The sequence below is a fragment of the Aliiroseovarius sp. PrR006 genome (assembly GCF_010500215.1).
Taxonomy (GTDB): domain Bacteria; phylum Pseudomonadota; class Alphaproteobacteria; order Rhodobacterales; family Rhodobacteraceae; genus Aliiroseovarius.
This window is the reverse complement of sequence record NZ_JAAGOY010000008.1, coordinates 1-21,978: the sequence shown is the minus strand read 5'-3', so window position 1 is coordinate 21,978 and position 21,978 is coordinate 1. Positions and strand designations below refer to the sequence as shown.

Here is a 21,978-nt window from a genome sequence, read left to right as displayed (position 1 = left end):
CCCCCGCTTTTCTTGAAAGAGGCAGTTATGACACTCGACGATCTGAAAGCACAATTTGCTGAGGGCAGCATCGATACGGTTCTGGTATGTCTGGTCGATATGCAGGGGCGCCTGATGGGCAAGCGGTTCCATGCGGGCCATTTTGTACATGGGGCGTATGAAGAAACCCATTGCTGTAACTATCTGCTGGCAACGGATCTGGAGATGGGCACGCCAGATGGCTATGCCTCGACCTCGTGGGAAGGGGGCTATGGCGACTATGTCATGAAGCCCGACCTGTCGACCCTGCGTCCGGTGCCGTGGCTTGAGGGTACGGTGATGGTGATGTGCGATGTGCTGGATCACCATACGCATGCGGATGTACCCCATTCCCCGCGCGCGATCCTGAAGCGTCAGGTGGCGCGACTGGCCGAGTTGGGCTTTGACGCCATGACCGCGACCGAACTGGAATTCTTCCTGTTCGAGAAAAGCTTTGACGACATCCGCAAAGAGGGCTTCCGCGATCTGGCCCCGATCTCGGGCTATAACGAAGATTATCACATTCTGCAGACCACCAAAGAAGAACACGTGATGCGGCCGATCCGCAATCACCTGTGGAACGCCGGTCTGCCAATTGAGAACTCAAAGGGCGAGGCCGAGACCGGTCAGGAAGAACTGAACATCAAATACGCCCCCGCCATGGACAATGCCGAGTATCACTCGATCGCCAAACACGCGGTGAAGGAAATCGCGTGGCAACAAGGCCATGCGGCGACATTCCTGCCGAAATGGCATCACGACAAGGTGGGCTCGTCCAGCCACGTGCACCAGTCGCTGTGGAAGGATGGCGCGAATGCGTTCTTCGATCCGAGCGACGCGCTGGGCATGTCGGATCTGATGAAATCCTACATGGCGGGGCTTTTGAAATACGCGCCGGACTACACCTATTTCATGGCGCCCTATATCAACTCGTACAAACGGTTCATGAAGGGCACCTTTGCGCCAACGCGGATCATCTGGTCGGTGGACAACCGCACGGCAGGCTTCCGCCTGTGCGGTGATGGCACCAAAGCGGTGCGCGTCGAGTGCCGCATCCCTGGATCGGACATGAACCCCTATCTGGCCATAGCTGGAATGCTAGCGGCGGGTATTGCTGGCATTGAAGAAGGGTTGGAGCTTCAGGCCCCGACCACTGGCGATGTCTATCAGGGGGAAACCGGTATGATTCCGGGCAATCTGTCTGCCGCGCGTGATGCGCTGCATGGGTCAAAGATGTTGCGGGCTGCGATGGGGGACGACGTGGTCGACCACTATACTCGCGCTGCCGAAGTCGAGATCGAGGAATTTGAGCGCGTGGTGACCGATTGGGAAGTCGCGCGCGGATTTGAGCGGGCATAGGGGGCTTTGCCCCCGCCTACGGCTCCCCCAGGATATTTTTGGCAAGAAAATGCGGGGGAACGGTTCTGGAAATGGAGAGCTGACATGGGTCAGGTATTGAAGTGTATCTCGCCGATTGATGGATCGGTTTATGCTGAACGCGAGGTGTTGTCGCTGGAGGCCGCCAAGGATGCGGTGGCGCGCGGGCGGGCAGCGCAGGCGGCTTGGGCAGCGCGTCCGTTGGCCGAGCGGGTCGATTTGGTGATGGCTGGGGTCGCAGCCGTTGGCGCGATGAATGACGAGATTGTGCCGGAGCTTGCCCAGATGATGGGACGCCCAGTGCGTTATGGCGGCGAGTTCGGTGGGTTCAATGAGCGCGCCAGCCACATGGCCTCGATCGCGGCGGACAGCCTTGCAGATATCGAAGTGGGCGAGGATGAGACGTTCAAGCGCTATATCAAGCGCGTGCCGCACGGTGTAGTTTTTGTCGTCGCCCCGTGGAACTACCCTTACATGACAGCGATCAACACCGTTGCACCTGCGCTGATTGCGGGCAATGCGGTGGTGTTGAAACACGCGACGCAGACCCTGTTGGTGGGCGAACGTATGGCTGCGGCCTTTGCCTCGGCCGGTGTGCCTGCGGATGTGTTCCAGAATGTATTCCTGTCGCATGACGTGACCAATGATCTGATCGCGGACAATGCGTTCGACTTCGTGAACTTCACTGGCTCGGTCGGTGGTGGTCAGGCGATGGAGCGCGCGGCGGCGGGCACGTTTACGGGCGTGGGCACCGAGCTGGGCGGGAAAGACCCCGGCTATGTCATGGAAGACGCGGATCTGGACGCGGCGGTTGATACGTTGATCGACGGCGCCATGTTCAACGCGGGCCAGTGTTGCTGCGGGATTGAACGGATTTACGTGCATGAGAGCCTCTATGACGACTTCGTCGCCAAGGCGGTTGAGATCGTGAAGGGCTATAAGCTTGGCAACCCGCTGGACCCGGAAACCACGTTGGGGCCGATGGCGAATGTGCGTTTTGCGGACGAGGTGCGCGCGCAGATTTCCGAGGCGCTAGCCGATGGGGCCGTCGCCCATATCGACACCTTTGCCGAGGATGATGGCGGCGCCTATCTGACGCCGCAGATCCTGACGAATGTTACGCATGATATGCGCGTGATGCGGGATGAAAGCTTTGGTCCAGTTGTGGGGATCATGAAGGTGTCTTCTGACGACGAAGCCATCGCGCTGATGAATGACAGCGAGTTCGGTCTGACCGCCAGCCTATGGACAAGCGACGTGGATCGTGCCGCGCGTGTGGGCGATCAGGTCGAAACCGGGACAGTTTTCATGAACCGCGCCGACTATCTTGATCCCGGCCTGTGCTGGACCGGTTGCAAAAACACTGGGCGTGGGGGTGGTTTGTCCGTGATCGGCTTCCACAACCTGACACGCCCGAAATCCTACCATCTGAAGAAGGTGACATCATGAGCCTTGTTGGAAACTGGTCCTATCCGACCGCAATGAAATTCGGCGCAGGCCGCATCAAGGAACTGCCCGAGGCCTGTGCTCAGGCAGGTATGAAGCGCCCGCTTCTGGTGACCGACAAAGGTCTGGCCGATCTGCCGATCACGCAGGCGACGCTGGACATCATGGAAGCTGCCGGTCTGGGCCGTGGCATGTTCAGCGAGGTCGATCCCAACCCGTCCGAGATCAACCTGCACGCCGGCGTCGAGGCCTACAAGGCGGGCGGTCATGACGGTGTGATCGCGTTCGGTGGCGGCTCGGGTCTGGATCTGGGCAAGATGGTTGCGTTCTTCGCAGGTCAGAACCGCCCGATCTGGGATTTCGAAGATATCGGCGATTGGTGGACCCGTGCGGATGCGGATGCGATTGCTCCGATCATCGCGGTACCGACGACTGCGGGGACGGGATCCGAGGTCGGCCGTGCCTCGATCATCACGAACTCGGTGACGCATGAGAAGAAGATCATCTTCCACCCGAAGGTGCTGCCGACGGTTGTGATTGCGGACCCCGAGCTGACCATGGGCATGCCCAAGTTCATCACCGCAGGCACCGGTTTGGATGCGTTTGCACATTGCGTCGAGGCGTTCTCGAGCCCGCACTACCATCCAATGAGCCAAGGTATCGCGCTGGAAGGCATGCGTCTGGTCATCGACTATCTGCCGCGCGCCTATGCGGATGGCACCGACCTTGAGGCGCGCGCCAATATGATGTCTGCCGCCGCGATGGGCGCGACAGCGTTCCAGAAGGGACTTGGCGCAATTCACGCGCTGTCCCACCCAGTTGGTGCGATCTTCAACACCCACCACGGGACCACGAATGCGGTCTGTATGCCTGCTGTGCTCGAATTCAACGCGGCCGAGATCGCCGATCGTTTCGACCGCGCCGCAGGTTATCTGGGCATCGAAGGTGGCTTCAAAGGCTTCCAAAACTTCGTGCAAGACTTCAACGACAGCTTCCAGATCCCGCGTAAACTGTCCGATATGGGCGTGAGCGTCGACCAGATGGACGCTCTGGTCGAAGGCGCGATCAAAGACCCCAGCTGCGGCGGCAACCCGGTCGAGCTGACCCGTGAAAACCTGCGCCAGCTCTTTGAAGATGTGATCTGACCCCATGACCACGGGCATTGTCCTGATCATCCTGTCGGCGGCAATGCTGCACGCCACATGGAACACCATTGTGAAAACGGCGGGGGATCGGACAGCCACATTGGGTTTGGTGGCACTGGGTCATGTAATTCCCGGCTTGGCAATGGTGGCGGTGCTGCCATTGCCAGCCGTGGAGAGCTGGCCCTACCTGATCGCCTCGACGGTGATCCACTTCGGCTATTTCTACATGCTGGGGCAGGCCTATAAGCACGGAGACCTTAGCGTCGTTTACCCGATCGCGCGTGGTATCGTACCCGCGCTGGTGTCTCTGTGGGCCATGCTGTTCGTGGGCGAGATCCTTCCCGCGCAGGCATGGTTCGGCATCGCGCTGATCGCAGTGGCGATCCAGATTTCAAGCTGGGCGGCGCTGCGGCACGGGGTTGGTCGAGCGGCACTGTTCTTTGCGCTTGGAACGGGATTCTGCATCTCGGGCTACTCGCTTGTGGATGGGGTCGGCGTGCGCTTGTCTGGAGACACGCTGTCCTATTGGGCGTGGCATTCGGTGTTACATATCTTCATCACGGGCTTCGTGGCTGTGCGCCGCGGAAACGCGATCATGGCCCTGCCACGCCGGACGTGGATGATTGGCATTCTGGGCGGCATGGTGTCGATGACCGCCTATGGCCTGGTCTTATACGCCAAGAACTTCGCCCCACTTGGGGCCGTGTCGGCTTTGCGTGAAACCTCGGTCATTTTTGCGGCCCTAATTGGCTTTGTCTTTTTGGGTGAAGGGAACTGGCAGCGCCGCCTGTTGGCGGCGGTTCTGATGGCAGGGGGTGTCGCGCTTATTGGGCTATCTATCTGATGCCTAATCCAAACGCGGAATGCTTAAAATGTTGACTCCAACCCCTTTCAGGTCGTTCACTTCTTAAAGTGGCCGAGGAGTCGGTCCAGTGAAATCGAAAAATGCCGCGCCAATGTATCCAGTTTGCGCTTGATGCATAAAGACTTGAAAGAAAAGGGAGAAATGCAAGTCTAGGTCCTGATTGGCGGGGATTTCTACTAAGTACACGTCCAGAAGCCTACATTGCGCATCAAAACTGGACTGACGATGCGATATAAGCTGGCGCTATTGGTGTGCTGGATAATGAAAAAAACTATCGCAATACAAAAATTAAAAAACCAACGGGAGAATACAATGACAACAGAGAACAAGTTCAGCCGTCGTTCCGTGCTGAAAGGCGCGACCACGATGGGTGCAGCCGCACTGGCGACACCGCTTTACGTGAAGAACGCGCTGGCGTCCTCGGGTGAGATCAACATCCTGATGTGGTCGGACTATCTGCCGCCCGAGTTCATCGCGGGCTTCGAAGGCGAGACCGGCATCAAGGTGAACTACACCGGCATCGGGTCGAACGAAGAAATCATCAACAAGATGAAAGCGACCAAAGGTCAGGGCTTTGACATCGTGTCGCCAACCAACAACCGTTCGCTGCAGTGGGAGCCGCTTGAGCTTCTGAAGCCGTTCGATCTGGCGAAAGTGAACATCGACGCCGTGAACCCGGCGATGGCCAAGATCGGCACTGATGCATGGAACTTCGCAGGTGGCGGTGCACACTGGCTGCCGCATATCTGGGGTACCGAAGGCATCGCGTACCGCACCGACAAATGGCTGCCGGCGGGTGATGCACCCAGCTATGGCGACGTCTGGTCGGAAGAAAACGCTGGCAAGACCATGGGCCGTGCACACTCGATGATGCTGGGCGCTGGTCTGTACATGGAAGCCTCGGGCGAGATGGAGCCGGGCTCGATCTGGGCGGCTTATAACGACGAAGACACCATGCGCAAAGTATGGGGTCAGGTTGCTGATTGGTGTATCGCACGCAAATCACGCATCAAGCTGATCTGGAACGACGCCGACACCCAGAAGAACGGTCTTCTGAACGAAGGCGTCGTGGTCGGTCAGACTTGGGATGGCCCTCCGCTGGCCCTGAAATCGGCAGGCGAGCCGGTGCACTATCAGGCGCCGGTCGAAGGTGCGATGGCTTGGGTCGACGGCATGTCGATGCCGGTAGGTGCCGCAAATGAAGAGCAGGTCTATGCCTTCATCGAATACGCCTACCGTCAGCAGCCTGCTGGCGTTGCGATTGACAGCCACGGCTATAACTCGCCAGTTCTGGGTGCCGACACATATTCGGGTGACACCTACAAGAAGAACTTCTCGGAAGCGTATCCGGGTGACAGCCTTGCCAACCTGAACCCCTGGCCTGCTGAAGCGCCCTGGTATGCAGATGTGCGTACCGAGTTCGTGAACAAGTTCAAGAGCGCCTAAGCGACTTGAAATCTGCGCGCCCCCGTCACCGGATGGGGGCGCCACACCAAACTGACTGAAACGTCTGGAAACACGGTCGCACGCCTGAGATCAGCGCGTGAGCGACCCGTTTATGGGGAGAGACCATATGAGTGCCGGAGTAGGCGTCGATCTTGAGAACCTCTGGATCCGCTTTGGAGATTTCGTCGCGGTGCGCGACGCGAATGTGCACATCAAAGGGGGCGACTTCTTCTCGTTCCTTGGACCGTCGGGCTGTGGCAAAACCACGATCCTGCGCGCCGTTTCGGGCTTTCTTGAGCCCAGCGAAGGCAATGTGCTGATCGGTGGAAACAACATGCAGGGCATCGGGCCGAACAAACGCCCCACGGCGCTGATTTTCCAGAACCTTGCGTTGTTCCCCTTGATGAAGGTCTGGGAAAACATCACCTTCTCGATGGAAATCGCGGGTGCATCTGCACGTGATCGTCGCAAACGTGCGGATGAGTTGTTGGACATGATCGCGCTGCCCGGTCAGGGTGACAAGCTGCCCAGCGAATTGTCGGGCGGTCAGCGTCAGCGTGTGGCAATTGCCCGCGCGCTGTGTGCCGAACCTGATGTGCTGCTGCTGGACGAACCGCTGTCGGCGCTGGACTTGAAGCTGCGTCAGCACATGCGGACCGAGCTTCGCGAAATTCAGAAGCGCGTTGGCATTACCTTCATCTACATCACGCACGACCAAGGCGAAGCGCTGACCATGTCGGACGACATCGCCGTGATGCGTGCCGGTGTGATTGACCAGATCGCGGATGGCAAAACCATCTATAACGATCCGGCGACCGCCTTTGCGGCCAGCTTCGTGGGCGAAAACAACGTCTTCCGCGGGAAGGTGCTGGAGGTTCGCGGTGACCAAGCTCTGATCCGCACCAACCGTTCGGGTGATCTTCTGTCCCGCATTTCGACAGCCAATAAGGGCAAGATGAATGTGGGCGACGATGCGATGATGTTCATCCGTCCCGAAGCTCTTTCACTGGCCCCGACCGGAACGCAGGGCGATCACTTCGTCACCGCAAAGGTCAACCACGAAGAATTCGAAGGCAACACCTTCAACATCTTTATGGAAGGTGACGGCGGTAAAGAGCTGAAGGTCGCAATCCCCAACCATGGTCAGTCGTTCGAGGATCACTCGGGCCAAGACATGACGCTGGAATACGAGGTCAACAACGCCGTTGCTGTCCCCGCCGGCGAACTGGCCGCGGAATAAGGAGTTTAGCGATGCCAAGTTTCCTGAAGGAATTCTTCAACCGGAACGGCACGCTGATGGGATCCCTGATGTTGGGTCTGGTCCTTTTCTGGACCGTTGGCCTGATCATTCTTCCGCAGCTGTCGATGCTCGACTTCTCGTTCCGTCCGAACCTTCCCCCGCCCGAAATCGGTGGGCCGAAGGATATTTATACGCTTGAGAACTACAAATACCTGATCTTTGGCCCCGAGGGCGGATCACAGGATTATAACGCGGTGGACCTTCGGGTGTTCTTCCGTACGCTGGTGGCCGCTGTCTGTGTGACCATCTTCAATCTGATCCTGTGCTATCCGATTGCCTATTATCTGGGTCAAAACAAGGGCAACCACATCCGCGTCTTCGCGCTGATGCTGATCATCCCCTACTGGATCAACGAGATCCTGCGCGCCTTTGCGCTTCGGATCATCTTTGGCGAAAGTGGGGTCATCAACACGCTGCTTGTCGGCTCGGGGATTTTCGATACGCCCTTTGACTTCATCCGCAACGACATCGCGCTCTACGCGGGTCTGGGCTATGCGTACATCCTTCTGATGATCTTCCCGATCTACAACGTGATCGAAAGCCTTGATCACAACCAGATCGAGGCCGCGCGTGACCTTGGTGCGCCGTGGTGGCGGATCCACAAGCGGGTGGTCATTCCCTATGCCAAACCGGGTATCAGCTCGGGCTGTACAATGGTGTTCATGCTGTCTGCCGGTGCTCTGGCTGCACCCCAAATCCTTGGGGGACCGTCCAGCCTGTGGTTCACGCAGCTGATCTATCAGCAGTTCAACGACAACTCTGACTGGCCGCAAGGTGCAGCCTACGCGATCGTTCTGCTTGTCACCTGTATCCTGCTGGTGCTTGCTCTGATGCGTGTGTTCAAAGTGAACATGGGGGATATTGGCAAATGACGACTGATAAAATCATTCGCGTATCCATCTGGGTCTATCTGGGCATCTTCTTTGCCTACCTGCTTGGCCCGCTGATCATCATGTCGGTAACGGCGTTCAACTCGCCCAGCTTCCCCCGCATGACGCCGTGGGAGTGTCTGACCTTCAACTGGTTCGGCGAGCTGTTTAGGGACGAACGTATCCTGAACGGGATCTGGAACTCGATCCTTGTTGGGTTCGGTACGGTGATCATGTCCGTTTCGATGGGGTTGGCGGGGGCTTTGATGCTGACGCAGATCTGGCCGAAACTTCGGGCAACCTATTACACGATCATCATTGCCCCGATCCTAATTCCGGGCGTTGTGATTGGTATCTCGACGCTGGTGTTCTGGGACCGGATCAACCGGATGTTGGGTCTGGGTGCAGATAGCTTCCTGTCAAACGGGTTGTTCCTGACCATCATCGGTCAGTCCACCTTTATCGCCAGCTACTGCATGCTGGTGCTGGTGGCCCGCCTTCAGCGCTATGATATGGCGCTGACCGAAGCCGCTTTGGACTTGGGTGCAACCCACGCACAGGCGTTCCGGAAGGTGCTGATGCCCTTCATGATGCCCGCGATCCTGTCGGCGTCGGTGCTGGCGTTCCTCGCCTCGTTCGAGAACTACAACACCACGACCTTCACCTTTGGCGAATACCCGACCCTGACGATCGAACTGGCGCAGAAGGTGCGTTACGGGATCACTCCGGCGATCTCGGCCTTGGCCTTCATGATCGTGGCCCTGACGGTCTTCTTCGCACTGATCAACGAAGCGAACATCAAGCGTAAGAAGATGATTGCCGAGGCCCGTAAGGACGCCACTGTCGGTGAGCTGGCGGGTAAGATCGAAGTGCCTGGTTTGGTAAGTCGTAACCCGGCCGCGATTGCCGTGATCGTGTTGGTGATCGGCGTGGCGACGGTGACGGCGTCTGCCATGACCTATAGCCCGGATCAGTGCATCGCCGATGTGCAGGAACAGAAGCGCCTTGAGACCGAGAAGCGCATTCAGGAACTGCGCGACCGTCGTGCCAAGGAAGCGGCTGACAAAGCTGCCGCCGAAGGTGCGGAAGGTGGGGCAATCCAGTCGGCGCCTAAGCCGTCTAACAACTCGGGCTTCGGCGGGGTGTTCGCTCCGAACACGCTGCAGAACGAAGATGAGGGCGCTTCGGATGAGGGTGCCGCGGGATCGTCGAACAACTCTGGTTTCGGAAACGTGTTCGATCCCAACGCGATCGGGAATGACGACAACTGATCGTTTTGTTGCTTGAAAACGAAAAGGCCCGGCACTGCGCCGGGCCTTTTTACATTCTGGGGATCACTTACCCCAAGTCATACGTTTCAGCACATCGTCCTTATGATGGACATGGTGCCAGATGGCTGCCCCGGCGTGGCCCAGCAGCAGAAGGCCAAGGGCGATGGCCGACAGGAAATGCACCTGCGCGAAGAAGTCCGTCAGGGCTTGGCTTCCGGGCACGAAAGGGTCGTACATCTCGAACCAATTGAAGACTTTGTTCTTCACACCGAACCGATCCTGCAAGGGCGAGGCCGAAGACATCAGCCAGCCAGACAGCGGCATGATGAACATCAGGGCATAAAGGCCCAAATGCCCCAGCTTTGCCGCCAGCTTTTCCAGCGGGGGCATGTGGTCGGGCAGCTCTGGTGCGTTGCGATTCAGCAGGCGCCAGACGACCCGAATGACGGCCAGAACGAACACCACAAAGCCCCAGCTTTTGTGGGTCTGCACCAGCGGGAATTGTGCCAAAGCATCCGTCACGAACTGGGTCATCCAGACACCTAGCCCCAACTGATACAGGATGATCCCTGCAATCGCCCAGTGCAGGAGGCGCGTCAGCGCCCCCCAGCTTTGGGTCGTGTTCGTCAGACGCATGGGTTATTCCCAGCCGCCTGCGCGCATCTCGGCCGAGATTTCCAGACGTACTTCGTCGGACGTCACAGGCGCAAACATACCCACGCCATAGTCCGAGCGCAGCATGTCAGCCGTACCCTGAACGCCGATCCATTCACCTTGGTAATAGTCGAAGAACTCGCCCAACGGGTGCGGGCCGTTGTGGTTCAGCGTGAAGTTCATGGTGATCGGCTTGGTGTTGTCCTTGATGGTCAGGTCGCCCACCAGCGTGATGGTGTTGTCCGAGGTCTGTTCGACCCCGGTCGAGGTGAACGTGATCTCGGGGAAGTTCTCGACGTCAAAGAAGTCAGCGCTTTTCAGGTGATCGTCCAGCGGGCCGACGCCGGTGTCGACGCTGGCCGGGTCCACCGTCACGGTGACTTTGGTGGCCGCGACATTCGCGGGGTCGAAGTCAACTTCGCCACCGATCACTTTCCACTGACCCGACTGTTCCGACAGACCGGCGTGATTATAATAGAAGCGGATTTCGGTGTGGCCGGGATCGAATTTATAGATCTCGGCAGTGGCAGTTCCGGCGGCAGCAAGGCCCAGTCCGAGGGCGGCAGCAGTCAGAAGAGGTTTCATTGTGTCGGCTCCTTTGTCATGTTGCAGGACAACGTGGGAAAAAATAATAGATGCATGTGCATGTATCTATTATGGGCGCGTAGGGGAAGACGGCAAATATGCCGGTAACGGGAATGTGAGATGGATAGAAAACCGAATAACCAGACCACTGCGATCTGGGTGCTTCTGAACATTGCTCATAAACGGGTCACGCAAACTTTCGAGGCCGAACTGAAACGCGCGCGCCTACCGTCAGCCGCGTGGTACGACATCCTGTGGGCGTTGGAGCGCGCCGAAGAGGGGATGCGCCAGAACGAGCTGGAGCGCCAATCCCTATTCGATCAACCCAATCTGTCGCGCACCCTCAAGCGCATGGTGGATGAGGGGTTGGTCACCCAATGCCCTGCACCAAACGACCGGCGCGGGCGCGAGTTGCGGATCACGGAAGAGGGCAAAGCCCTACGCTCTCAGATGTGGAAGGTCTATGGCGGTCTGATGCTGTCCGAAATCGAAGACAAAATCCCCGCAGAGCATCTTTCGGGGTTGATCGATGGGCTGGCGTCTCTGGTACCCGAAAAAGACGAAAAGCTTGAGGGGAAGCTGAAAACAGCCCGAGAAACAGCCATAAACCCTCCTAAAGGATCGTATTGAAAAACTCGTGAAGCATTTCGTTGGAATACTGCGGCGCGAGACACCGGAATCAGAAGGCGCGCGACATGAACAAAGAATTCTTCAAACTGCTGGAAGACATGAACAAGTCCGGGGATAATCCCTTTGGCGCTTGGGCTGAAACGTGGATGTCCTATCAGAAAGATATGGCCAAGCTTTGGATGACCACCGCGCTGAAAGCTGGCGAAGGGATTGAGCCGTCCAAGGATCATCGTTTCCGGGGCGATGCATGGAACGAAGGTGTCTTCCCGCTGCTGCGCCATTCGTACGAGCTGACCGCGAAGGCGATGGTGGATATGGCTGACAAGGCCGGTCTGTCGGAGCAGGAACAGGACAAGCTGAGCTTCTACGCCCGCGTTGCTGCCGACAATATGTCGCCCTCGAACTTCCTTGCCACCAACCCTGAAGCGCAGAAGCTGGCACAGGAAACCGGTGGGCAAAGCCTGATCGACGGCTTCCAGAACGTGATGGAAGATCTGGAGAAGGGCTATATCAGCACCACCGACGAAGATGCGTTCGAGGTTGGCAAGAACATTGGCACCACGCCGGGATCGGTCATCTATCGCAATGAGCTGATCGAGCTGATCCAGTACAAACCGATGGCTGCGAAGACCCGCAAGGCACCGATCCTGGTCGTGCCGCCCTGCGTGAACAAGTTCTACATCTTCGACCTGAACGAAAAGAAATCCATGATCCGCTATCTGCTTGAACAAGGGCAGAGCGTTTACATGATGGCGTGGCGCAACCCAAGCGCCGAACTGGGCGATCTGGGTTGGGATGAGTATGTCTCGGACGGGATTTTCGAAGCGCTGCGCGTGACGTCCGAGGTGTCGAAATCGGACGCTGTGGACATCATGGGCTGGTGCAATGGCGGCACGATGTTGATCGCCGCTTTGGCCGTTATGCCCGACGATCTGAAGTCCAAGCTGGGCACCGCAACATTCCTGTCGTCGCTGATCGATTTCGCGGATCCGGGTCAGTTGAAGGTGTTCATCGACGAGCCGCAGGTCGAAGCCTATAACCAACGCCTGCAGGCCGAAGGGGTGGCGCCGGGTCGTGATATTGCCAACGCGATGGCGATGCTGCACGTGAACGAAAGCATCTGGGGCTTTGTGGTCTCGAATTATCTGATGGGAAAATCGCCTGCGCCGTTCGATGTACTGTATTGGAATGCTGACACGCAGAACCTTCCGGCCAAGTGGTACAGCTTCTTCGTTGAAGAGATGTACATGGCCAACAAGCTGAAAGAGCCGGGCGCGCTGACCTTGTGTGGGACGCCCGTGGATACGCGCAACATTGATGTGCCGTGCTATTTCCTTGCAGCCGATGGCGACCATATTGTGCCTTGGAAAGCCTCGTTTACGGCGACCGATCTGGTGTCCGGCCCGACCGAGTTCGTGCTGACCACCGGCGGCCATGTCTCGGGCACGGTGATCAACCACCCGGCCAAAACCCGTCGCAAGTTCTGGACGGACGGTTCGGACCAGTCCAGCGCCGAAGGCTGGCAGGAAAGTGCCGCGCTGACCGAAGGCAGCTGGTGGCCCCATTGGTTGGAATGGCTGGACCAGAACAACCCGGCAGAACGTGGTGCGGCGGCCAAGACGTTGGGCAACCGCAAATACAAGCGTCTGGCCGACGCGCCCGGCACCTACGTGCTTGAGGGCGAGGGGTAATGGGCGTTCAAGAGGTGATCGAGACCATCGACCAGTCCGAGTTCCATATGATCGAGGTGGACGGCGCGAAGATCCGTTACCTCCACCGCGTCGTGAACTCGGACCTGCCGCCGCTGCTGGTGTGCAACGGTCTTGCCCAGTCCATCGAGGTGCTTCTGCCCCTGCTGGACGAAATCAGCGACCGCTGCCTGATTGCGATCGACATGCCCGGAACGGGGCGGTCGCATATGATCGATGGGGTCTCGACCATTCCGGACTATGCCGAGTTTACGCTTCAGGTTTTGGAAAAGGTCGGGATCGAGAATTTCGACATTCTCGGCATCTCGTGGGGCGGCGCCCTGGCACAACAGATCGCCCATATGGTGCCGGATCGTGTGGCGAAACTTGTGCTGGCCATCTGTTCGGCAGGTGGTATCGGTAGTTGGTGGGGTACCCCCGTCGCGCTGTCCGAAATTATGTTCCCGCTGCGTTTCACCAGTAAGGCCTATGGCAATTTTATCGGCCCGTGGATGTATGGCGGCGAGGCGATCTTTGCGCCTGCTGAATTCCGCGAGTACTCGAAACACGCCATCCGCCCCAGCCCGGAAGGGTACTTCCAGCAGGTGCGGGCGATGTGCGGCTGGACCAGCCTGCCGTGGCTGCGCACGCTGACCCAGCCGACGTTGGTGATTGCAGGCAAGTTTGACGGGCTCATTCCAATCACCAATCAGATCCTGCTGTCCAACATGCTGCCGAACGCCAGTTTGCACGTGTACCCCGCAGGCCACCTGCTGATGTACACCCAGCGTCAGGAAGTCGGGGCAGAGATCACGAGTTTCTTGGGCAAGGACTGACCTAGCATTGCCTGTTTAGGGCTTGGCGATCAGGAAGCACTGGATGTCGGCCACATTGGTGCCCGTCGCGCCAGTCATCAACAGATCACCCGAGGCTGCAAGCGCGGCGTAGCTGTCGTTGTTGTTCAAAAGCGCAGCGGGGTCTACCCCTGCGGCGCGCATCCGCTTTAGGCTTTCCACATCTACGATGCCACCTGCCGCATCGGTCGGTCCGTCACGCCCGTCGGTGCCGCCGCTTAGGAACACCCAGTCACCGCCCAACCCGCGCTCGGCAGCGCCCATTGCCACATGAAGCGCCAGTTCCTGATTGCGGCCACCCCGACCTGTGCCGGTCAGTTGGACGGTGGTTTCTCCGCCCGCTAAAAGCACGGTCAAGGTGCCAGCGGGCGCAGCCTCGGCCGCATCCAACAGGGTGGAGGCTGCGTCCCTCACATCTCCGGTCAACATGTCCGAGACGATCTGAACCGCGCCAATGCTCCTGGCCTTGGTCTCGGCCGCGCGTAGGCTGTGGTGGTTCGATCCGATCAGGTGGTTCTGGGCGGTTTGCAGCACGTCGCCAGCTGCGCCGGGCTGCGACAGGTGCTCTTGGACCGACGCGGGCAGATCCGCCCAAATGCCGGCAGCTTCGCAGATCGCACGGGCATCTTCCCGCGTGCCGATCGGGGCCACGGTGGGGCCGCTGGCAATGGCGCGCAGATCGTCTCCGATCACGTCGGACAGGATATAGGAGGTCACCGGCGCAGGGGCTGCGACCCGCAACAGGCCGCCGCCTTTCAGCTGGCTAAGTTGTTGGCGCACAAGGTTCATTTGGGTGATGTCGATGCCCGCCCCAAGCAAAAGCGCGCTGACCTTCCCTTTGTCCTCAATCGAGATGCCGTCTGCAGGCAGCGCCATCAGTGCGGACCCTCCGCCCGAAATCAGGGTGATCACTTGGTCATTTTCGCCAGCTTGCGCCAGCAGGTCCTTCACGGCCTGCCCCGCCGCAAGACTGTCTTCGTTCGGTACTGGATGCGCGCCGTGCAAAAGGCTGGCACCTTCGACTTGTTCCGCATTCTCGGGGTGGGTGATGCACAGCGCGTGGTGCGCACCGTCAATGTGCCGCAACGCCTCGCGCATCATCGCAGGGGCCGCTTTGCCAATGCTGACCAAATAGCTTTGACCGTTTGGTCCGGGTGTCGGAAACGGCGACTGGTCAAGCGACTTTCGCACCGCAAGCGCGGGATCTGCAGCCTCGACTGCTTTCTGGAAGATCTGACGAGTCGCGTTGCGGATTGTGTCGATGCAAAGGGGTGTCATGTGCCGCTCGCGTCAGAGCCGCTCAAAGATATGCTGTGCCGAGGAGGTTGTACGTTCATAGCGTTAGCTATAGCGCAGCTTGGCGGGCGATCAAAGGCTACGAACAGAGCAACCGACCTATCGGAACGGACTTTAGTCTTGGCTGGGAGTAGAAAATGGCGCTCTGGGGAGGATTCGAACCCCCGACCCCCTGATTCGTAGTCAGGTACTCTATCCAGCTGAGCTACCAGAGCGCGGTAGGGGGGAATTAACTGGACCGCTGGGGGTTTGCAAGGGCGAAAGTCGAAGTTTTTTCGACTTTTTCGCAGAAGCGCGCCCAACTTCTGCACCGCCCCTTATTTTGCTAACCCTGCCCAGCGGGACAGAACCGCGGCGACGTCTTGCGGGCGCTGTTCCTCTCCGGCTTCGGCTTTCAGTGTGCTGCCAGACATCTGCGGCGCCGGGCTTGGCTGCGCCACCCCGTCGATCGTGGCAAAGCTGCCGCGGGCGGTGTTGTGGGGATGGTTGGGGGCCTCGGCCAGAGACAGGACCGGGGCGCAGCAGGCGTCGGTGCCTTCCAGCAGTTCGGCCCACGCGTCGCGGGTCTTTTCCTTGAAGCGCTTGGCAAAGGCTACGCGCTGTTGGGGCCATCCCTCGACGTCGTGCTGGGCGGGCAGGCCTGCGTCGGCAAGCCCCATCCGCTCTAGAAACTCGGCATAGAATTTGGCTTCCAGCGCGCCCACTGTCATGTGCCCGCCACAGGCGCATTCATAGACCGCATAGAACGGCGCGCCGCCGTCCAGCAGATTGGCCTCGCGCTGATCGGCCCAGATGCCAGACCCGTAGAGCGAATAGATCATCGCCATCAGGTGCGCTGTGCCGTCGGTGATCGCCGCATCCACCACCTGCCCACGGCCAGTGGTCTTTGCGGCATGCAGGGCAGCCAGCATCCCGGCCACCAGATACATACCGCCGCCGCCGAAATCTCCTAATAGGTTCAAAGGCGGCACGGGATGCGCGCCGCCAATCGCATGCAGCGCGCCCGAGATGGCGATATAGTTGATGTCATGCCCCGCCGCATGGGCCAGCGGACCGCTTTGGCCCCAGCCCGTCATGCGGCCATAAACCAGCGCTGGATTGTCCGGGAAATCATCCGGGCCAAGATCCAAACGCTCCATCACTCCGGGGCGCATCCCTTCAATCAACATGTCAGCGTGATTGATCATCTCGCGCGCAGTGGTCCGGTCAGTGTCGGACTTCAGATCCAGCTCGACAAAGCCGCGTCCACGGTTCAGTACATCCACCTTCTGCGGGATCAATGGCTTCAGATTCGGACGCTGAATGCGCACAACATCTGCCCCCATATCTGCAAGCCACATGGCGGCGAAAGGCGTCGGACCAAGTCCTTGGATTTCAACAACCTTTAGCCCTGAAAGTGGTTTCCCTGTGCTCATGCCCTGCTCCTTCGCATGACTGCATTTCCTTGCTGTAAATATCCCGGGGTGAGCCCGGCATGGGCGAGGGGCAGAGCCCCTTCAGGCTCACACCGTGAGCCACCAAAAGCGCGCCCAGCGCAACGCGGCGGGCGCCCTGTGCTTACACGTCAATCGACCGTGCGATCAATTCCTTCATGATCTCGTTCGTTCCGCCATAGATCATCTGCACCCGCGCATCCGCATAAAGCCGCGCGATGGGGTACTCCATCATGTAGCCATAACCGCCGAACAGCTGCAGGCATTCATGCATGATTTCGTTCTGTACTTCGGTGCCCCAGTATTTCGCCATCGAGGCGGTGGGCGCATCCAGCGTCCCCGCGATCAACTGCGCGATGCAGTCATTGACGAAACTGCGCAGCACCTCGGCCTTGGTTTTGCATTCGGCCAGTTTGAAGCGGGTGTTCTGGAAGTCCATCACGCGCTGCCCAAAAGCTTTGCGTTCCTGCGTATAGGCAACGGTCTGCTCCAACGCGAAATCAATCGCTCCAAGCGCTTGGATCGCGATCAGCAGACGCTCCCACGGAAGCTGGCGCATCAGCTGGTAAAAGCCCTGACCCTCTTCCGAGCCCAGCAGGTTGGTCAGCGGTACCTTCACGTCTTCATAGAACAGCTCGGACGTATCATTGGCTTTCATGCCCAGCTTCTTCAGGTTCTTGCCACGCTGGAAGCCCTCGCACTGGCCGGGCTCGACCACGATCAGCGACACACCTTTTCCGCCCGCGCTTGGATCCGTCTTGCACACGGTAATGATCAGATCAGCGGCCTGACCGTTGGTGATGAAGATCTTCGAGCCATTGATCTTGTATTGGTTTCCATCCCTCTCGGCTCGCGTTTTCACGGCCTGAAGATCGGATCCGGTGCCCGGCTCGGTCATGGCAATCGCGCCCACGATCTCGCCCGAGGCAAGGCCGGGCAGCCAACGTGCCTTTTGCTCGTCGGTGCCATAGGCGGTGATGTAGTGGGTGACGATCGACTGAATACCGTATCCCCAGCCACAATCGCCGGTGCGGGTCTGTTCGTAGATCACGACGCTTTCAAACCCCATGTCGCCGCCCGCGCCGCCATGTTCCTCGGGGATTGCGCCGCCCATGATCCCCGCCTGCCCAGCCGTGTGCCAGAACTCACGGTCGACAATGCCCTGATCGACCCAGCGTTCGATATTGGGGGAAAGTTCGTCCGCAAAGAAGCGGTTGGTCATGTCCGCGAACATGCGATGTTCGTCGCTGATCCAGCTGGCCGAGGGCGAAAACAGGCTCATGGGTGGGCTCCGATTTGACGTTGTTTTTCAAACTATAGGCCGCGTGATTTGCAATCGGACTGGTAACGTGACGTTACACGCGCTAGGCCGACGCAAGGGAACTTGTGCAATTGCGCGACAATCCACCGCAAACCGCCCCAGCAGGGATGTTTTGCGTGCGTTGAACGCACGGATCACGTAATGAGATTGAAAAGATATTAGACGGAGACTGCGGTGACTACTGCACGGGTGGATTTCATCAAGTACGCAGCGTTTGGCTTGCTGGCCACGGCGGCAACGCCTGTACAGGCGCAAGTCGGGACCGAGACCTCAAGCTATACGATGTTCGGGACGCCGGGTCTGATCCTGATGCCCACAGCCGAGGTCGCGGCAGACAGTGAGCTGGCGATTACGTATTCGCATTTTGGTCCAAATACCAATGGCGTACTGACCTTTCAAATCCTTCCCCGTTTGTCGGGCACCTTCCGTTACACGAGCATTGATAGCTTTTGGACCAGTGGCCCTCAGGCCGGTCAAAGTTTCAATGACGGCAGTTTCGACCTGCAATATCGTATCCTGAATGAATCTGATTACCTGCCGGCCGTCTCGGTTGGTTTGCGGGATTTTGTCAGTAAGGGTGCCAACGCTGGAGAATACATTGTTGCGACGAAAAGCTTCGGTGACCGGTTGCGCGTACACGGCGGCTTGGGTTGGGGGCGTTTGGGGTCACACAACCCAATCGGCTCGACCGGAGGAACTCGTGCGCCGTGGGATCCGAACCAAGGTAGCTCTCTGAACGCAGATCAATGGTTCCGTGGTGATTTCGCCCCCTTTGGTGGGCTGAGTTACAAGGTTAATGACAGGCTAACATTTAAGGCGGAATACTCATCAGACGCGTTTGTAGAGGAAACCCAGCGCGGATTGGTCGAGTATAACTCTCCTTTCAACTTTGGCATCGACTATCAGATTTCGCCCTCTGCGCATCTGAACGCTGCCTATGTCGCAGGTAGCATGTTCGGTGCGGGTCTGACGTTCACCATGAACCCCCGCAAGCCCCCGGTATATTCGGGAAGCGAAAAGGCCCCGCTGCCGGTGAAACCGCGCCCGTCGCGTGCTGACTCGGTTGCGTGGAGTACGGAGTGGGTGAGCAATCCGGAAGATCATGCTGGCATCAAGAGGGTTGCCTCGGACGCGCTTGGGAAAGAAGGCATTCAACTGAAGGCCTTGGCGCTGACGGCCACGCGGGCCGAAGTGAAGATTGAGAACAATCGCTATAACTCGCTGGCGCAGGCCGTAGGTCGCACCGTACGCATTCTGACCCATGCCACGCCGCCCTCGGTCGAGACATTTGACGTGACCGTAGTCGCGAATGGCATCCCGTTGTCGACGGTGTCTATGCGCCGCAGCGATGTCGAGCGATTGGAGCACGCGCCCGCCAACGACATGTACGCACGCGTCACCATTGACGAAGCCACACCCGTTGCAGTGAAGAACTCTGAGCTGGCGAACCATGACACGCGCTTCACCTGGGCATTGGCACCGTATCTGAAACTCAGTTTCTTTGATCCGACCAAGCCGATCCAAGGGGATTCCGGGCTGCGTTTGAGCGCGAGTTACCAGGTCGCTCCGAATTTCGTCCTGTCGGGCGCGCTTCAGAAAAGCATCTGGGGGAATCTCGGCGATGATTCAGGTCCGAATACCTCGACACTGCCCCATGTTCGCACAGATAGCGCACTCTATGCGCAACAAGGCGACCCTGCGATCGCGCATCTGACCGCATCCTGGTACGAGCGACCCGGCAAAAACCTGTATAGCCGCGTCACCGTTGGTTATCTGGAACAGATGTTTGGCGGTGTGTCGGCAGAGCTTCTGTGGAAACCCGTGGACAGCCGGCTTGCCCTCGGGGCCGAGGTCGCATGGGTCAAACAGCGCGACTATGACCAGCTTTTCGGCTTTCAGGATTATGATGTCGTGACTGGCCACGTCTCGGCCTATTACGATTTCGGCAACGGTTTCTCGACTCGCATCGACGCAGGCCGTTATCTGGCAGGGGACTATGGCGCGACGGTCTCGGTGGATCGAAGCTTTGACAATGGCTGGAAGATTGGTGGGTATTTCACCAAGACCAATGCATCGGAAAACGGTTCCGGGAATGGCTCATTTGACAAAGGGATCCGCATCTCGATTCCGCTGGAGTGGGCGCTTGGTAGTCCGACAAAAAGCGCATCCGTTGCCCAGCTGCGATCGCTTAGTCGCGATGATGGCGCGCGTCTGAGCGTCGAAGGTCGCTTGTTTGATTGGGTCGATCAGGGTCACGGTGGTGCCTATGCTGGTCGCTGGGGCAGATTCTGGAGGTAACCGTGCTGGGATTTCATCTGACAAAGCCGCTGCGTGCGGCAGGTCTTGCGCTGTGCGCGGTTGCTGGTCTGGTGGCCTGCGGGTCGAATACGCAGGAAACCGAAATGTCCAATGTTGCGCTGGATGTTCTGAAACAGACAACCAGTAAGCTGACCTCGAAGTTTGGTGGGGGTAAGTCCAACGCGGGCGCTGCTCCGGCAGCCGCCGCGGATCCCGGTGCGCTGATCACTAGGGCCTTGGCTGCCACAGATGGCCCGATTGCCATCGTCGTTCGTCTGGACACCAAGGCGGTGCTGGCGATGAACCCGGTGGGCACCAATGGCGATTACGTCACTTGGGGAAGTGCGCCGGGGCAGGGGATCACCTATAACCGTGGTGTCGTGACCAACACGCGTGGTTTGGGCGATGACCTGATGTCGTCACGCATTGATGCCGCCGTGGCAGCGATCACCTCGCGCAGCGATGCCGAGTACACACGGTTTCACTATTATCTAGGGGATCTGGGCCAGACGACTGAGCTGCGGCTGAACTGTACGCTGCGTCGCGGGGGAACTGAAAAGGTCACCTTGGGTGAGATCGATGAGGGTGCCGTCATCCTGAAGGAAACCTGCCGTCGGGACCAGATCGCGTTCAGCAATGTCTATTGGGTTGATGATGCGGGCCGGGTGCTGAAATCCAGCCAATGGATTGGGCAGCGTATCGGCAGCTTGGCCATTCAAAACCTGCGCTTGTAACCTTTATTCAGGCCTCTGGAATGCAAAACGGCAAGCCCGAAGGCTTGCCGTTTCGTTCGAATGCTTCGTGGGAAACAAGTTATTAGGGTTGCGAAAGAACCGGCTCCGATTCTTCACCCGAGTCCGACGCAATGATGATGCCGGCGATCAGGGCCAGGCCCAGCAGTGCCAGACCGGTGTTGCCGATCGAGCTTGCAGCTTCTTCAACCACAACAACGTCTTCAACGATCGGGTCGCTGTAGCCGCCAGCAAAAGCGGGGGCGGACAGAGCGATCATGCCAGCAGCGGCAAGGGTCATGACTTTTTTCATGTTACATACTCCATAATAGTGCACGGGCGTCGCTATTTTAGCGCGCCGTCCCCTCGCACTTTACACAGAACAGGTGGTTTTGGAAGAATGAAGTTTGGGCGGCATATGGGCAGTGTTGCTTATATATACCATATGTCTTCCATTCGAATTCACCTTCGACTTAAGCATGTCAGCAGTTGGGCCATCCCCAAACGCAAAACGGCAAGCCCGAAGGCTTGCCGTTTCGTTCGAATGCTTCGTGGGAAACAATTTATTGGGGTGCTGTTTGAACCGGATCTGATTCTTCGCCCGAGTCCGACGCAATGATGATGCCGGCGATCAGGGCCAGGCCCAGCAGTGCCAGACCGGTGTTGCCGATCGAGCTTGCAGCTTCTTCAACCACAACAACGTCTTCAACGATCGGGTCGCTGTAGCCGCCAGCAAAAGCGGGGGCGGACA

At 58.5% G+C, this 21,978-nt stretch carries 20 protein-coding genes and 1 tRNA gene; 13 read left to right on the top strand and 8 right to left on the bottom strand.

Features of this window, described 5'->3' with window-relative positions; all coding sequences use genetic code 11:
* Positions 1-27 precede the first annotated feature (27 nt).
* From G0Q00_RS14010 to G0Q00_RS13975, 8 genes are all read left to right on the top strand, one after another.
* Positions 28-1,377, top strand: a complete 1,350-nt coding sequence (locus G0Q00_RS14010; protein WP_163040451.1) for a glutamine synthetase family protein — start codon at positions 28-30, stop codon at positions 1,375-1,377.
* An 84-nt stretch (positions 1,378-1,461) separates the two neighbouring features.
* Positions 1,462-2,844 (top strand): aldehyde dehydrogenase family protein, encoded by a 1,383-nt coding sequence (locus G0Q00_RS14005; RefSeq protein ID WP_163040449.1) that lies wholly within the window; start codon positions 1,462-1,464, stop codon positions 2,842-2,844.
* The gene (locus G0Q00_RS14000) at positions 2,841-3,986 is read left to right on the top strand and encodes an iron-containing alcohol dehydrogenase (protein WP_163040447.1); all 1,146 of its coding nucleotides are present in this window, start codon (positions 2,841-2,843) and stop codon (positions 3,984-3,986) included. The genes G0Q00_RS14005 and G0Q00_RS14000 overlap by 4 nt, the downstream gene beginning before the upstream one ends.
* A 4-nt stretch (positions 3,987-3,990) precedes the next feature.
* Positions 3,991-4,830 carry an EamA family transporter gene (locus G0Q00_RS13995; RefSeq protein WP_163040445.1) on the top strand — a complete coding sequence of 280 codons (840 nt, stop codon included), beginning with the start codon at positions 3,991-3,993 and terminating at the stop codon, positions 4,828-4,830.
* A 333-nt stretch (positions 4,831-5,163) separates the two neighbouring features.
* Positions 5,164-6,297, top strand: coding sequence for an extracellular solute-binding protein (locus G0Q00_RS13990; protein WP_163040443.1), 1,134 nt, complete (start codon positions 5,164-5,166; stop codon positions 6,295-6,297).
* A gap of 127 nt (positions 6,298-6,424) precedes the next feature.
* Positions 6,425-7,537 carry an ABC transporter ATP-binding protein gene (locus tag G0Q00_RS13985; protein WP_163040441.1) on the top strand — a complete coding sequence of 371 codons (1,113 nt, stop codon included), beginning with the start codon at positions 6,425-6,427 and terminating at the stop codon, positions 7,535-7,537.
* Between the two features lie 11 nt (positions 7,538-7,548).
* Positions 7,549-8,469: an ABC transporter permease gene (locus G0Q00_RS13980; RefSeq protein WP_163040438.1), complete on the top strand. Its 921-nt coding sequence runs from the start codon at positions 7,549-7,551 to the stop codon at positions 8,467-8,469.
* Positions 8,466-9,737 carry an ABC transporter permease gene (locus tag G0Q00_RS13975; protein WP_163040436.1) on the top strand — a complete coding sequence of 424 codons (1,272 nt, stop codon included), beginning with the start codon at positions 8,466-8,468 and terminating at the stop codon, positions 9,735-9,737. The genes G0Q00_RS13980 and G0Q00_RS13975 overlap by 4 nt, the downstream gene beginning before the upstream one ends.
* A gap of 63 nt (positions 9,738-9,800) precedes the next feature.
* Here the strand turns inward: G0Q00_RS13975 and G0Q00_RS13970 are convergent, their stop codons facing one another.
* Both G0Q00_RS13970 and G0Q00_RS13965 read right to left on the bottom strand, forming a co-directional pair.
* Positions 9,801-10,373, bottom strand: a complete 573-nt coding sequence (locus G0Q00_RS13970) for a cytochrome b (protein ID WP_163040434.1) — start codon at positions 10,371-10,373, stop codon at positions 9,801-9,803.
* 3 nt (positions 10,374-10,376) lie between these two features.
* Positions 10,377-10,976, bottom strand: a complete 600-nt coding sequence (locus G0Q00_RS13965) for a YceI family protein (RefSeq protein WP_163040432.1) — start codon at positions 10,974-10,976, stop codon at positions 10,377-10,379.
* Positions 10,977-11,096: 120 nt separating this feature from the next.
* Here G0Q00_RS13965 and G0Q00_RS13960 point away from each other — a divergent pair, with 120 nt between their 5' ends.
* The 3 genes from G0Q00_RS13960 (at position 11,097) to G0Q00_RS13950 (ending at position 14,130) form a co-directional block, all read left to right on the top strand.
* Positions 11,097-11,606 carry a MarR family winged helix-turn-helix transcriptional regulator gene (locus tag G0Q00_RS13960; protein WP_163040430.1) on the top strand — a complete coding sequence of 170 codons (510 nt, stop codon included), beginning with the start codon at positions 11,097-11,099 and terminating at the stop codon, positions 11,604-11,606.
* Positions 11,607-11,671: 65 nt separating this feature from the next.
* On the top strand, positions 11,672-13,297 hold the full coding sequence (locus G0Q00_RS13955; protein ID WP_163040428.1) for an alpha/beta hydrolase: 1,626 nt from the start codon (positions 11,672-11,674) through the stop codon (positions 13,295-13,297).
* Complete coding sequence (locus G0Q00_RS13950) at positions 13,297-14,130, top strand: alpha/beta fold hydrolase (protein WP_163040426.1); 834 nt, start codon at positions 13,297-13,299, stop codon at positions 14,128-14,130. Before G0Q00_RS13955 ends, G0Q00_RS13950 begins: the two co-directional genes overlap by 1 nt.
* A 15-nt stretch (positions 14,131-14,145) precedes the next feature.
* Here G0Q00_RS13950 and G0Q00_RS13945 read toward each other — a convergent pair whose 3' ends face one another.
* From G0Q00_RS13945 to G0Q00_RS13930, 4 genes are all read right to left on the bottom strand, one after another.
* Complete coding sequence (locus G0Q00_RS13945) at positions 14,146-15,426, bottom strand: glycerate kinase (RefSeq protein ID WP_163040424.1); 1,281 nt, start codon at positions 15,424-15,426, stop codon at positions 14,146-14,148.
* 156 nt (positions 15,427-15,582) lie between these two features.
* Positions 15,583-15,659: transfer RNA gene (locus tag G0Q00_RS13940), tRNA-Arg, on the bottom strand.
* Between the two features lie 102 nt (positions 15,660-15,761).
* Positions 15,762-16,859 (bottom strand): CaiB/BaiF CoA-transferase family protein, encoded by a 1,098-nt coding sequence (locus G0Q00_RS13935; protein WP_163040422.1) that lies wholly within the window; start codon positions 16,857-16,859, stop codon positions 15,762-15,764.
* Between the two features lie 142 nt (positions 16,860-17,001).
* Positions 17,002-18,159, bottom strand: coding sequence for an acyl-CoA dehydrogenase family protein (locus G0Q00_RS13930; RefSeq protein WP_203565017.1), 1,158 nt, complete (start codon positions 18,157-18,159; stop codon positions 17,002-17,004).
* Between the two features lie 213 nt (positions 18,160-18,372).
* Between G0Q00_RS13930 and G0Q00_RS13925 the strand changes: the two genes are divergently transcribed.
* Both G0Q00_RS13925 and G0Q00_RS13920 read left to right on the top strand, forming a co-directional pair.
* The gene (locus G0Q00_RS13925) at positions 18,373-20,496 is read left to right on the top strand and encodes a YjbH domain-containing protein (RefSeq protein WP_163040420.1); all 2,124 of its coding nucleotides are present in this window, start codon (positions 18,373-18,375) and stop codon (positions 20,494-20,496) included.
* 2 nt (positions 20,497-20,498) lie between these two features.
* Positions 20,499-21,230 carry a YjbF family lipoprotein gene (locus tag G0Q00_RS13920; protein WP_163040418.1) on the top strand — a complete coding sequence of 244 codons (732 nt, stop codon included), beginning with the start codon at positions 20,499-20,501 and terminating at the stop codon, positions 21,228-21,230.
* Between the two features lie 82 nt (positions 21,231-21,312).
* On the opposite strand, the gene G0Q00_RS13915 is transcribed toward G0Q00_RS13920, so the two are convergent.
* Both G0Q00_RS13915 and G0Q00_RS13910 read right to left on the bottom strand, forming a co-directional pair.
* On the bottom strand, positions 21,313-21,540 hold the full coding sequence (locus tag G0Q00_RS13915; protein WP_163040416.1) for a hypothetical protein: 228 nt from the start codon (positions 21,538-21,540) through the stop codon (positions 21,313-21,315).
* A 250-nt stretch (positions 21,541-21,790) separates the two neighbouring features.
* Positions 21,791-21,978 (bottom strand): hypothetical protein (locus G0Q00_RS13910; RefSeq protein WP_163040414.1); only part of this gene is annotated, 188 nt, incomplete at its 5' end.

Coding starts and splice junctions, on each gene's coding strand:
- G0Q00_RS14010 (WP_163040451.1), top strand. CDS start 28: ATGACACTCGACGATCTGAAAGCACAATTTGCTGAGGGCAGCATCGAT.
- G0Q00_RS13980 (WP_163040438.1), top strand. CDS start 7,549: ATGCCAAGTTTCCTGAAGGAATTCTTCAACCGGAACGGCACGCTGATG.
- G0Q00_RS13965 (WP_163040432.1), bottom strand. CDS start 10,976: ATGAAACCTCTTCTGACTGCTGCCGCCCTCGGACTGGGCCTTGCTGCC.
- G0Q00_RS13950 (WP_163040426.1), top strand. CDS start 13,297: ATGGGCGTTCAAGAGGTGATCGAGACCATCGACCAGTCCGAGTTCCAT.
- G0Q00_RS13935 (WP_163040422.1), bottom strand. CDS start 16,859: ATGAGCACAGGGAAACCACTTTCAGGGCTAAAGGTTGTTGAAATCCAA.
- G0Q00_RS13960 (WP_163040430.1), top strand. CDS start 11,097: ATGGATAGAAAACCGAATAACCAGACCACTGCGATCTGGGTGCTTCTG.
- G0Q00_RS13975 (WP_163040436.1), top strand. CDS start 8,466: ATGACGACTGATAAAATCATTCGCGTATCCATCTGGGTCTATCTGGGC.
- G0Q00_RS13915 (WP_163040416.1), bottom strand. CDS start 21,540: ATGAAAAAAGTCATGACCCTTGCCGCTGCTGGCATGATCGCTCTGTCC.
- G0Q00_RS13995 (WP_163040445.1), top strand. CDS start 3,991: ATGACCACGGGCATTGTCCTGATCATCCTGTCGGCGGCAATGCTGCAC.
- G0Q00_RS14005 (WP_163040449.1), top strand. CDS start 1,462: ATGGGTCAGGTATTGAAGTGTATCTCGCCGATTGATGGATCGGTTTAT.
- G0Q00_RS14000 (WP_163040447.1), top strand. CDS start 2,841: ATGAGCCTTGTTGGAAACTGGTCCTATCCGACCGCAATGAAATTCGGC.
- G0Q00_RS13970 (WP_163040434.1), bottom strand. CDS start 10,373: ATGCGTCTGACGAACACGACCCAAAGCTGGGGGGCGCTGACGCGCCTC.
- G0Q00_RS13930 (WP_203565017.1), bottom strand. CDS start 18,159: ATGAGCCTGTTTTCGCCCTCGGCCAGCTGGATCAGCGACGAACATCGC.
- G0Q00_RS13990 (WP_163040443.1), top strand. CDS start 5,164: ATGACAACAGAGAACAAGTTCAGCCGTCGTTCCGTGCTGAAAGGCGCG.
- G0Q00_RS13945 (WP_163040424.1), bottom strand. CDS start 15,426: ATGACACCCCTTTGCATCGACACAATCCGCAACGCGACTCGTCAGATC.
- G0Q00_RS13985 (WP_163040441.1), top strand. CDS start 6,425: ATGAGTGCCGGAGTAGGCGTCGATCTTGAGAACCTCTGGATCCGCTTT.
- G0Q00_RS13955 (WP_163040428.1), top strand. CDS start 11,672: ATGAACAAAGAATTCTTCAAACTGCTGGAAGACATGAACAAGTCCGGG.